Raw genomic sequence first — 11,036 nt, 5'->3', positions numbered from 1 at the left:
CGCAGCAGAATATTCTTTTTACGCAGACCGGCGGCGGCACGAGGGTGAATCGCTTCCATTCCCAGGTTTGCCAGCTGATCACCAACGTCGTAGTTCGTCTGACCAATCGGATGGACTTTACCGTCTCCAACCAGAACCGGGTCAGCGGTACTGAGGTGATATTCTTTATGAATAATCGCTTCCGGCGCATTGGTCAGGGTGGCAATGCGGCTGAAGGTCATTTCGCTGTAACCGCGGTCAAAGGTACGCATCAGACCTTCGCGACACTGGGTATAACCGGTAACGATGGGCATTTCAGTCGCGAAATCGATGTTTTTGAAGGCAGATGAAATATGTTCATCCAGGCCCATCTGATCATCGGAGCGCCAGTTCGTCAGGTCCACAAAGGTGGCGTTTACGTTATGTTTGCGCAGCAGCTGAACAGAGTTGAATGCACTGTGGGCTTCGCCCAGGGCACTGAGCATTTCACGAACGCGGTGCAGGTGATCATCCAGCTGGAAGTGGCCGAAGTGACATACCACTTCGAGGTGTTCAAGGCATTCTTTTACATCATTAATGCGGCTTTGAATAAACTGGTCGGAACGCTTTTTAATCAGCGCGTCGTCAGCGAACATATCTTCATTAATGGCCAGCATCTGCTGTTCCACTTCGTCCAGCTTGTCCTGCCATGGGCGTTTCTCGTCCATTTCGGCAAACAGTGCGTAAACACCGGCTTCGTCGGTTTTCTTATGCTCCAGCAGGCCGTTAGTCATGCCTGCGTAAGCAGAGACCACAAATACGCGCTGATACAGAGTGCTGCTGCCATCAGCCAGGGTTTTCGGGCGTAACCAGATATTGCTTAAAACGTCGTCATAGCGGCTCATAGAAGTACCGCCGATTTTCTCAACACTGTGCATGGTGTTGTTTGTCATGAGAGACCTTCCTGTCAGAAATAAGTAACTGAAAAAATGGCCGGATTACCGGCCATGTATTGTGTGCTGTCTGTGCGGGACAGCGGGCTGCGATCACTGCGGACAACAGCTCTTTTTTAATAATCAGTCAGTTACTTTTTCACCTGACAGCTCATACGCGCCGTCTTTGTTATGCACTTCGTTACCGATTAATGGCGGATTAAATACGCAGGCCATTTTCATTTCAGTAAAACCACGTAGCAGGTGCTGATCGTGTTTGTCGAGCAGGTACAGAGTACCGGGTTTGATTGGATACACTTTGCCGTCGTCAACGGTTTCAATCTCACCTTCGCCGCTGATGCAGTACACAGATTCCAGATGATTCTGATACCAGATCGGCGTTTCGGTGTTGGCGTAAATGGTTGTGATGTGGAAAGAGAACCCCATTTTGTCTTCTTCCAGCGCCATACGAACGCTGTTCCAGGTGCCGGTTTCACTTTCAACTTTACGGTTGGAATTTTCACACTCTTCTAGAGTACGGACGATCATGTTAAATCCTTTGAATTCAGTTAATGTCGGGAGCTGAGCGCAGCGCCGGGGCGCTGCTGATAGCTGAGCGGCTCAGGAGGCTTTGGAAATCTGTTCGGCCATAACATCGCCGATACAGGTGTCGAGAATTTCCAGACCTTTTTTCAGCTTCTCTTCTTCAATGGTCAGTGGCGCCAGAACCTTAACCACCTGGCCGTCGGAGCCACTGGTTTCAATCACCAGACCACGTTCAAATGCCAGCTCGGTAATCTTGTCAGCAATATCACCGTTGGCGCATTCCAGACCCTGCATAATGCCGCGGCCTTTGTGCTTCAGCTGGCCACCGTGTTCGGCCTGAATTTCTTTCAGGCGGGTACGCAGCAGTTTGGCTTTACCCTGTACCTGTTTGGCAAAGGTGTCGTCGGCCCAGTAGGTTTCCAGCGCTTTGGTGGCGGTGACGAAAGCGTGGTTGTTACCACGGAACGTACCGTTGTGTTCACCCGGCTCCCAAGTATCCAGTTCTGCTTTCAGCAGCACAATGGCCATTGGCAGACCGTAACCACTGAGGGATTTGGACTGGGTGATGATGTCCGGTTCGATACCGAATTCTTCAAAGCTGAAGTAGGTACCGCTGCGGCCACAGCCCGCCTGGATATCATCGACGATCAGCAGCATGTCGTAACGCTTACACAGCGCCTGCAGGCCCAGCAGCCATGCGCCGGATGCGGCATTCAGACCACCTTCGCCCTGAATACATTCAACAATCACAGCCGCCGGATGACCCAGACCTGAGGACTTATCCTGCAGCGCTTTTTCGAAATAGTGCAGGGTGTTGTAGTCACCCAGATAGCCATCAAACGGCATAAAGTGCACGCCTGGCAGCGGCATGCCGATGGCTTTCTTGTATTTACCATTGGCGGTCACAGCGGCCGCGCCCTGAGTAACACCGTGGAAACCGTTAGTGAACGAAACAATATCGGTACGGCCGGTATTTTTACGGGCAATTTTCAGCGCGGCTTCCACAGCGTTGGTGCCGGTAGGGCCGGTGAACTGCATTTTGTAGTTCTTCATACCGCGTGGCTTCAGGATCAGGCGTTCGTAAGTTTCCAGGAACGCAGTCTTGGCTTCAGTGTGCATGTCCAGACCGTGGGTGATGTTGTCGCCCTGGATGTAGTCGATCAGCGCATCTTTGAAGTTCGGATTGTTGTGGCCGTAGTTCAGTGTGCCGGCACCACCAAGGAAATCGATGTACTGGTTGCCTTCGCTGTCAGTGAGTGTGGCGTTCTGCGCTTTGGTAAAAGTAACCGGGAATGAGCGGCAGTAACCACGCACGTTGGATTCGAACTTTTCATAAATATCCATAGTGTTTTACTCCTGTATCGTTGTCTGTGACGGTATCTGTGTTGTGTGTTTCGCTCTTGCCTGCAGAGCCGGATCAGCAATGGCAGCAAGATCGAAAGGGCCGATATGCACGAGCTTCTCTGTCTCGTGTTCGCCGTTGAAATGTTGTTCACGGTCAAACATATCGCGGTCATTGAGCGGGGCATTCAGCGTTGCAGCAAGGCGCTGAAAGGTTTTCCACGACGCCTGATTGTCCGGCGTGATGGTGGTGTGAAGATGCTGTACCTGGCCGCCAAGGCGGATCAGCAACTGCATCAGCATCTGACTGGCAAGCCCCTGTCCCCGGGTGGAAGCATCCACCGCGACCTGCCAGACGAACAGCACGTCAGGTTGCTGTGGCAGCCGGTAGCCGGAAATAAATCCAACCATCTGACCACCACGCTCAGCGACGATTGCCGTATCAGCAAAGTGGGAACACTGCAGGAGATTGCAGTACATTGAATTGACATCTAAAGGTTTACAGCGCTCTACCAGAGCAAAGACGTCAGATCCATCGGTCGAAACCGGCTTACGGAAGCTGAAATTACATTCAGCTGTAACATTTTTTTGATTCGAGGTTGTCGAATAAGGGTCCATTTTTGGGTTCAGAAGCCGCGTACCGAGCTAAATCACTGCATTCCTGTTGAATGCTGATAGTGACTTTGTCATTACGGCGCCTGCTATTTACTTAGAACACTAAACAATTTAGCATCATAAAAAACTATTTACAACTCTAAATAATATTTAAAGCAATATGGACAAACAGCCCTGGTTAACATTCTCCCTTGAGGACACCCTCTACGCTTTGCCGGTAAAAGACATCCGCGAAGTCAGCCCCTGGTCGCGGCCGGAACCGGTGCCAGCGGCACCGCAGATGGTGGAAGGCATCATTAATTCCCGTGGGGAAATCGTCACTGTTGTTGATGCCCGTTTACTGCTTGGTCTGCCAGCGACGGACGCCGATGAAGACAGCCGCACGATGACTCTGGAGTTGCCCGGTGAAACCATTGGACTGACCGTCGACCGGGTCGGGGAAATCGCGCAGCTGGATGAACGCGACATCGAACAACCGCATACGCCACAGGCCGCTATTCCCGCTACTGTGCAGGTCGACGATGAGCTGGTTGTAGCGCTGGATATCAGTTACCTGCGGGAGCTGTCGGCAAAGGAGGGAAAATGAGCCTTTATAGTCTTGATGGTGGTAATATTGCGCCCCGGAACAAAGCTAGCCTGGACGACGATATGAACCGCTATGAAGAAGTGCTGGTCGCACTTCGCCGCATCATCCGTGCTACGGATCTGCACTCCCGCCAACTGAGTAAAATTTCCGGGCTTACGGCCCCGCAACTGCTGATCCTGCAACTACTGCGTCAGCAGGAAGAACTGACCGTGGGCGAAGTTGCTCAGAAGGTGAGCCTGTCTCAGGCCACTGTGACGACCATTATTGATCGCCTGGAAAAGCGTGGTCTGGTGCGTCGTGAACGTGGCAGCAGTGATAAGCGAAAGGTATTTGTGTACCTGACACCGGCGGCCAACGATATTCTGGTGGACGCGCCCAAGCCGCTGCAGGACAGCTTTATTCAGCAGTTTCAGGATCTGCATGACTGGGAGCAGACCATGATTCTCAGCTCGCTTGAACGGGTCGCCTATATGATGGACGCCCAGCATATTGATGCCTCGCCGGTACTGGATGTAGGCGCGCTGGACCGTCTGGCACGCGATCATCGCGAGTAATGTCCGGGCCCAGACCCCACCCAGACATCAGGCATTAAGCGCATTTGCCGCCTGCGGCAGGCCGGCACCGGAGCCGTGGGCTCCGGTGTACTTCACACTGGATATTCCCTCCGTCATAACCGTTTTTTCTGTGCCTTTGTCAATCACTTAGAGGAAAGAGTGAAATAGACAAAAGTGCGGCTCTTACGTACTTCTACTTTGGTTTATACTGCGCATCACCGTATTTTCCGCAACTGATACTCAGCCGCAGGACCGATATCCACAGGCGCGTCATATTCCGGTCAACAGGAATGTGATAGTCAGATTGCAGTACCCAATATCTGAGTTCCAAACTGATCGGAGGCTAACTCATGACAGACGTAGTGATCGTAGCAGCAACGCGTACCGCGATCGGCACTTTTGGCGGTTCACTGGCCGGTGTACAGGCCACAGACCTTGGTGCCACCGTAATCCGCGCCCTGCTGGACAAAACCGGAATCGATCCGGCTGCGGTAAATGAAGTACTCATGGGCCAGGTGCTGACCGCAGCCTGTGGTCAGAACCCGGCGCGTCAGGCAGCAATTAAAGCGGGCCTGCCAGACACAGTACCGGCCATGACCATCAATAAGGTGTGTGGCTCCGGTCTGAAAGCTCTGCATCTGGCGGCACAGTCGATCAAATGCGGCGACGCCGATATCGTGATTGCCGGTGGTCAGGAATCCATGTCGAACGCACCGCACGCGCTGCCAAACTCCCGCAACGGTCAGCGTATGGGCAACTGGAACATGGTCGATACCATGATCAGTGACGGCCTGTGGGATGCGTTTAACGACTACCACATGGGCATCACTGCAGAAAACATCGCTGACGAATACAGCATCAGCCGTGAAGAGCAGGATGCCTTCGCTGCAGCCTCTCAGGCTAAAGCTGTGGCAGCCATTGCCGCCGGTACCTTCAAAGACGAAATCACTGCGGTGACGATTCCACAGCGCAAAGGTGATCCGCTGGTCTTTGATACCGACGAAAACCCACGCGCCGGTACCACTGCGGACAAACTCGCCGCGATGCGCCCAGCCTTCAAAAAAGATGGCTCAGTAACTGCCGGTAACGCCTCATCACTGAACGACGGTGCTGCCGCTGTGATGCTGACCAGCCGTGCCAAAGCAGAAGAACTGGGCCTGCCCATTCTGTGCAGCATTGCGGCTTACGCCAATGCCGGTGTTGATCCGAAAATCATGGGTACCGGTCCGATTCCGGCAACCAAAAAATGTCTGCAGAAAGCGGGCTGGAGCGTCAGCGATCTGGATCTGATCGAAGCCAACGAAGCCTTCGCTGTGCAGGCGCTGTCGGTGAACAAAGGTCTGGAATGGGATGCCGACAAGATCAACGTGAATGGCGGTGCTATTGCATTGGGTCACCCGATTGGCGCATCCGGTTGCCGTATTCTGGTGACACTGCTGCACGAAATGATCCGTCGTGACGCCAAGAAAGGCATGGCGACTCTGTGTATCGGTGGTGGCATGGGTGTGTCGCTGGCGATTGAGCGCTGAGTGGTAATGTGCACGACACGGTAAATAAGCATGTGCGTTAATGCTTAAGACATAAAAAAGGGCAGCCTCAGCTGCCCTTTTTTATGGGCGGCAGATCATCAGTGAACAAAGTGGCCGCTGCGGCTGGCGAAGGCGGAACATCCGTCTTACTCTGATCAAAAATCACACAGGACAGTGATATGAATAACAGCCCCGCCGCACAGACTCCGACCTGTACCCCTGCTGCTTCCAGCCACATGATGACCCGGCCATTAATTATTTCTGACCTGCTTGAATACGCCGCTGCGCATCACGGCAACCAGCAGATTATCAGTCGCCGGCTGGAGGGCGATATTCACAGTTACAGCTACCGTGAAGCCTTAGCGCGTTCTAAGCAGCTGGCTAATGCGCTGGACTTTCTTGGAGTAAAACCCGGCGACCGGGTGGCGACGCTGGCGTGGAACGGCTATCGCCACCTGGAATGCTATTACGCCATCTCCGGCATGGGGGCCATCTGTCATACCGTGAATCCACGTTTATACAGCGAGCAGATCGAATACATCATTAACCACGCGGAAGACTGCTACGTGTTTCTTGATGCCTGCTTTGCCCGTCTGCTGGAACCTGTGGCCGACAAACTGACCTCGGTGCGCGGTTTTATTTTTATGATCGACGAAGATCAGATGCCGGCAACCTCACTGCCCAACCCGATGAATTACGAAGCCCTGCTTGCCGCTCATTCTGCAGAATTTCAGTGGCCGGATTTCAGCGCCGATACCGCCGCCTGCCTGTGTTACACCTCAGGTACCACTGGCAATCCGAAAGGCGTTTTATATTCCCATGCCTCCACCGTACTGCACGCCTACGCCAGCCGTAATCCCGATGCGCTGAATATTTCTGCCGATTCCGTGGTGATGCCGGTGGTGCCTATGTACCACGTCTGTGCCTGGGGTATGCCGTATATCGCGCCCATAGCCGGTGCCACCCTGGTGTTGCCCGGTGACGGCATGGATGGCAAAAGCCTGCATGAATTAATTGATTACGCACAGGTGGATTTAATGCTCGGTGTACCGACGGTATGGCTTGGCTTAATCGACTATCTGAAAAAAGAAGACAAACACATGGATTCGGTAAAAACCGTGGGCGTAGGTGGTTCGGCGTCACCGCGCTCTCTGGTCGAGCGGCTGGATAAAGAATACGGTGTGTATTTATTACCTATCTGGGGCATGACAGAAACCTCACCGCTGGCCACACTGGGTGCACCAACCAAAGCCATGCGAAGTATGAGTGACGACGAACGTTATCGTCTGCAGACCACCGCGGGTAAACCCATGTTCGGTATTCAGCTGGAAATCTTCGGTGAAGAAGATGAGCCTCTGCCTCATGATGGCAAAACCCGCGGCTATTTACGCGTGCGCGGCCCCTGGGTGCTGGATGCTTATTACAAAAATGAAAAACCGGAATCCTTTTTTATCGATGCTCAGGGCAACCGCTGGTTTGATACCGGGGATATCGCTGTGATAGATGAAAACAGCTATCTGCAGATTGTTGACCGTGCCAAAGACGTGGTGAAATCCGGCGGCGAGTGGATCTCCAGTATTGATCTGGAAAATGCCGCCGTCGGCCATCCGCAGGTAATGGAAGCCTGCGTGATTGGCGTGCGCCATCAAAAATGGGATGAAAGGCCTCTGCTGTTTATCGTCCAGCAGGCAGGTGCCAACCTGAGCAAAGAAGATATTCTGACTTATCTGGAAGGGCATGTGGCTAAGTGGTGGCTGCCCGACGACGTTCTATTTGTGTCCGAGCTGCCGCACACGGCGACCGGAAAGCTGCAGAAACGTTCGTTACGGGATGAATATATCGACTACCTGATTAACAGCTGAAGTTCATAAAATCAGATTTCTGTCGCTGTTTTATAACCCAGTTTCAGTATCTGGTATCAGCCTGCTGCCATCGGCAGGCTGATACGGAAGCAGGTATTCCCCGGTTCACTGCTGACCTGTATCTGCCCTTTGTGGCGCTGAATAATACTGTACACGGTCGATAGTCCCAGTCCGGTGCCTTTACCAATTTCTTTGGTGGTAAAAAATGGATCAAAAATTTTGTCTTTAATTTCCGGGGCAATACCCTCGCCGTTATCCCGGATTTCTAATATCCAGTTTGTCCCGTCAGCAAATAAACACAAACTGAATTCAGGCTGTTTTATATGTTCAACAGCATGGACAGCGTTCTGAATCAGGTTAACAACCACCTGACCTATCAGGCCGCTGTTACCTTCGATTAAAGCCTTTTCCGGCATTTCAATGTGGGTGTCTATATCCGCATGCAGCTGATACTTCATTAAGCCGATGGCGCTGTGAATACATTCGCTCAGATCAAACTGAGAGGAATCCAGGTTATCGCGACGGGAAAAAGTACGAAGGTTGGTAACGATTTCACTGACCCGCTTCAGACCTTTGCGTGAATCATTGACCAGTGCATAAATATCTTCCAGCATAAATTCGAGATCCGCTGCTTCACGTTCTTCGCTGATCTGCTGGCGCAGCTGATTGCCGATGACGTCATCACCCAGAACCATAGCGTGAGTGAATTCCTCATGCAGCTTCAGCATATGCGACATAGTCTGAATATACTCGTCCAATGGTTCAAAATTACTGAGAATAAAAGACACCGGGTTATTAATTTCGTGGGCGATACCGGCAGCCAGTTGTCCGACCGCTGACAGCTTTTCCGAATGGTAAAGCTGCTCCTGGGTTTCGTGCAGTTTCGACAGAGTATTCTGCAAACGCTGATACTGGGCTTTTAATCTTTCCTCTGAAACCTGACGTTCCAGTTGAGTACGCACCTGCTCCACCGTTTTTTCCAGCAGACTCAGGCGCGAAACATCCAGCTGGCTGATCGCAGCTTCATTCAGGAAGGCAATAAAGTAATGACTCTTATGTTCATAGCAGCGCAGCGGAAAAATAATACTGGCGCTCAGTGCGGAGCAATGAATCGCGGCGGCGGCATGATGCAGGGGATGATTTTTATCCAGATTCAATAGCAGCGGGCGGTCATCGGGAATATTGCTCTGTAAGGCGTGGTCAGCAATGTCCTGCCATGCCGGACTGATACCCTGAGGAGCCGGATAAACAGCCTGCAGCTCTCCGGCTTTACTGACGTGCAATAACACATCAGCCTGAATAAGCGCCTGCATCAGAGCGGCCAGATCGGAAACGTGGGCTGAGCTGAAATCCGCCTCACGGTTCATACGGGCAAGAAAGGTAAGCAGTTCCAGCTCATGATTACGGCGCTGGCGCTGGTTCTCAAAGGCGTTGAACTCATGCCATTCTCGCATGATAAGGCCAGACAGAAACTCGGGCGTTAAATCACTGAGCAAATGCAGGTGATGAATCTTAAAGCGCCACAGATCCGGCAGCAGCTGTGCGCGTACTGCCTCAGGAGCAAAACAGATCAGGCGGGTGTTCTGGTTCTTCAGATTCTGGCGCAGGTACTGCAGCAGTTCGGTTTCGGTATCAACGTCCTGACCCGGGAATACCACCACCAGAACCGGTAACTCCCATTGTTTCTTCAACCACTTTTTCAGGCCTTTATTACCCTCTGCCGGCCAGATATCTGCACCGGGCGGTACAGCAGGAACAGGCACAGGAGCAGCGGACTGCTCGTCGCCAGTGAATGGCAGAGAGCCGATCAATGCCCATGGAATACTTGGTGAAAAAGACAGCTTATGCTCAGACATACATATCTCCGCTCTGGTCTACACTCAGCTTAGCGTTCCCGGCGGCGAAGCTTATATCAGTCTGCAATGACGTGAATGCTGTGATTTATCTTTGGTTATATAGCCTGTTTGCTATATGGCTTGTTTACTAAATAACTTGTCCATGCAGGAGCGAATTATGAACGTTCGTCTTGTCTATTATTCACTGGCGACCAGGGATATGTCGTTGCTTGATGTGCAACAGATACTGGATGTTGCACGACCCAATAACGACTCGTTACATATTTGTGGCATGTTATGTTACGAACAGCGTTATTTTTTGCAGGCGCTGGAAGGTGAACGGGCTGATGTTAACGAGCTATATCTGAGCATCGCAGAAGATGCCCGTCATGACGAAGTTGTGATCATCAGTTATCAGGAAATTGATGAGCCGATGTTTAACGAATGGCAGATGGGATTTGCGCCGGCGTCGGATCATTTTTACAGCCTGTTGTCCGAGTTAGGACAAAACAGCTTCGACCCGTCAGAGTTAACAGCAGAACAGGCGCTGAAATTACTTCAGCGGTTATCAGAAAGCCCGGAATAAATCCGGGCTTGTGCAGATATTTAATATAACCGGAATTACTGGATTTCCAGTCGTTTGGTGCCGGCCTTCTGCTGACGTTTTGGCAGGTTAAGAATCAGAATGCCATTCTCGTATTTTGCGCTGGCGTGTTCTGTTTCTACTTCCTGTGGTAGTTCAAAACTTCGCGATACACTGCCATAGTAGCGTTCGCTGCGCAGTATCTGATCGCCGTCTTTCTGGCTGTCATGCTGCTTCACTTCTGCTTTCAGTGTGACTACGGCACCATCAATATCTACATGGATATCTTCTTTATTTACGCCGGGTAATTCCGCCTGAATACTGTAGCTTTCGGCGTTTTCACCGACCTGTACCTTGATCTGTTTAGGCAGCCCCTGGCCATGCAGTGGTTTGACGTAAAAACCGGAGGCAACGTCGTTGAACAGGTCGTCGAATAAACTGGAACGGGTAGTAGGGAATAAGCTCATAAAACATCCTCCTGTGAGAACATCAATAACAGATTAATAAAGCGTACCGCCACTATTTTCGGGAGTGGCTGCAGCGAATTTTTAAGCCTGATCAGAGCTTTTCTGATTAATAAAATAGGGGCGCTGAAAGCGGATTCAAGGGGCAGTATTGAAAAAATTTTTGGTGAGCTTTTGTGGGCATAAAATGTCTGTTGGTAAGGGGCCGTGCAGAGAGAATAGTCGCGGTGC

At 51.7% G+C, this 11,036-nt stretch carries 11 protein-coding genes and 1 pseudogene; 5 read left to right on the top strand and 7 right to left on the bottom strand.

Annotation, left to right across the window (positions count from 1 at the left end; translation table 11 throughout):
- From B2Z72_RS00695 to ectA, 4 genes and pseudogenes are all read right to left on the bottom strand, one after another.
- Window positions 1-911: pseudogene (locus B2Z72_RS00695) on the bottom strand (aspartate kinase); the annotation flags it as partial.
- Window positions 912-1,034: 123 nt separating this feature from the next.
- Complete coding sequence (locus tag B2Z72_RS00690; RefSeq protein ID WP_296983239.1) at window positions 1,035-1,439, bottom strand: ectoine synthase; 405 nt, start codon at window positions 1,437-1,439, stop codon at window positions 1,035-1,037.
- Window positions 1,440-1,511: 72 nt separating this feature from the next.
- Window positions 1,512-2,780 carry a diaminobutyrate--2-oxoglutarate transaminase gene (ectB, locus tag B2Z72_RS00685; protein WP_296983238.1) on the bottom strand — a complete coding sequence of 423 codons (1,269 nt, stop codon included), beginning with the start codon at window positions 2,778-2,780 and terminating at the stop codon, window positions 1,512-1,514.
- A 6-nt stretch (window positions 2,781-2,786) separates the two neighbouring features.
- The gene (ectA, locus tag B2Z72_RS00680) at window positions 2,787-3,395 is read right to left on the bottom strand and encodes a diaminobutyrate acetyltransferase (RefSeq protein ID WP_296983237.1); all 609 of its coding nucleotides are present in this window, start codon (window positions 3,393-3,395) and stop codon (window positions 2,787-2,789) included.
- Window positions 3,396-3,552: 157 nt separating this feature from the next.
- Between ectA and B2Z72_RS00675 the strand changes: the two genes are divergently transcribed.
- The 4 genes from B2Z72_RS00675 to B2Z72_RS00660 all read left to right on the top strand — a co-directional run bounded on the left by B2Z72_RS00675 (window position 3,553) and on the right by B2Z72_RS00660 (window position 7,923).
- Entirely contained in the window at window positions 3,553-3,978 is a 426-nt protein-coding gene (locus tag B2Z72_RS00675) for a chemotaxis protein CheW (protein WP_296983236.1), read from the top strand.
- Complete coding sequence (locus B2Z72_RS00670) at window positions 3,975-4,532, top strand: MarR family transcriptional regulator (RefSeq protein WP_349676722.1); 558 nt, start codon at window positions 3,975-3,977, stop codon at window positions 4,530-4,532. The genes B2Z72_RS00675 and B2Z72_RS00670 overlap by 4 nt, the downstream gene beginning before the upstream one ends.
- 350 nt (window positions 4,533-4,882) lie before the next feature.
- Entirely contained in the window at window positions 4,883-6,061 is a 1,179-nt protein-coding gene (locus B2Z72_RS00665; protein WP_296983235.1) for an acetyl-CoA C-acetyltransferase, read from the top strand.
- Between the two features lie 179 nt (window positions 6,062-6,240).
- On the top strand, window positions 6,241-7,923 hold the full coding sequence (locus B2Z72_RS00660) for a long-chain-fatty-acid--CoA ligase (protein ID WP_296983234.1): 1,683 nt from the start codon (window positions 6,241-6,243) through the stop codon (window positions 7,921-7,923).
- Window positions 7,924-7,979: 56 nt separating this feature from the next.
- On the opposite strand, the gene B2Z72_RS00655 is transcribed toward B2Z72_RS00660, so the two are convergent.
- A complete protein-coding gene (locus B2Z72_RS00655; RefSeq protein WP_296983233.1) occupies window positions 7,980-9,779 on the bottom strand; it encodes a sensor histidine kinase in 1,800 nt (599 codons plus the stop codon).
- A 157-nt stretch (window positions 9,780-9,936) separates the two neighbouring features.
- Between B2Z72_RS00655 and B2Z72_RS00650 the strand changes: the two genes are divergently transcribed.
- The gene (locus B2Z72_RS00650; protein WP_296983232.1) at window positions 9,937-10,344 is read left to right on the top strand and encodes a BLUF domain-containing protein; all 408 of its coding nucleotides are present in this window, start codon (window positions 9,937-9,939) and stop codon (window positions 10,342-10,344) included.
- 35 nt (window positions 10,345-10,379) lie between these two features.
- Here B2Z72_RS00650 and B2Z72_RS00645 read toward each other — a convergent pair whose 3' ends face one another.
- Together B2Z72_RS00645 and B2Z72_RS00640 are read right to left on the bottom strand one after the other, a co-directional pair.
- A complete protein-coding gene (locus tag B2Z72_RS00645; RefSeq protein WP_296983231.1) occupies window positions 10,380-10,808 on the bottom strand; it encodes an Hsp20/alpha crystallin family protein in 429 nt (142 codons plus the stop codon).
- Window positions 10,805-11,036, bottom strand: a 232-nt coding sequence (locus B2Z72_RS00640) for a hypothetical protein (protein WP_296983230.1), incomplete at its 5' end; no start/stop codon positions are given. The genes B2Z72_RS00640 and B2Z72_RS00645, both read right to left, overlap by 4 nt.

Origin of the sequence: Thalassolituus sp. UBA6592, assembly GCF_002433655.1 — a bacterium.
GTDB lineage: Bacteria > Pseudomonadota > Gammaproteobacteria > Pseudomonadales > Oceanobacteraceae > Venatoribacter.
Note: the sequence above shows the minus strand (reverse complement) of the source record. Positions and strands in the feature narration are given on the sequence as shown.

Excerpts from the sequence above, each read along its gene's own strand:
- B2Z72_RS00690 (WP_296983239.1), bottom strand. The coding sequence starts at position 1,439 with ATGATCGTCCGTACTCTAGAAGAGTGTGAAAATTCCAACCGTAAAGTT.
- ectB (WP_296983238.1), bottom strand. The coding sequence starts at position 2,780 with ATGGATATTTATGAAAAGTTCGAATCCAACGTGCGTGGTTACTGCCGC.
- ectA (WP_296983237.1), bottom strand. The coding sequence starts at position 3,395 with ATGGACCCTTATTCGACAACCTCGAATCAAAAAAATGTTACAGCTGAA.
- B2Z72_RS00675 (WP_296983236.1), top strand. The coding sequence starts at position 3,553 with ATGGACAAACAGCCCTGGTTAACATTCTCCCTTGAGGACACCCTCTAC.
- B2Z72_RS00670 (WP_349676722.1), top strand. The coding sequence starts at position 3,975 with ATGAGCCTTTATAGTCTTGATGGTGGTAATATTGCGCCCCGGAACAAA.
- B2Z72_RS00665 (WP_296983235.1), top strand. The coding sequence starts at position 4,883 with ATGACAGACGTAGTGATCGTAGCAGCAACGCGTACCGCGATCGGCACT.
- B2Z72_RS00660 (WP_296983234.1), top strand. The coding sequence starts at position 6,241 with ATGAATAACAGCCCCGCCGCACAGACTCCGACCTGTACCCCTGCTGCT.
- B2Z72_RS00655 (WP_296983233.1), bottom strand. The coding sequence starts at position 9,779 with ATGTCTGAGCATAAGCTGTCTTTTTCACCAAGTATTCCATGGGCATTG.
- B2Z72_RS00650 (WP_296983232.1), top strand. The coding sequence starts at position 9,937 with ATGAACGTTCGTCTTGTCTATTATTCACTGGCGACCAGGGATATGTCG.
- B2Z72_RS00645 (WP_296983231.1), bottom strand. The coding sequence starts at position 10,808 with ATGAGCTTATTCCCTACTACCCGTTCCAGTTTATTCGACGACCTGTTC.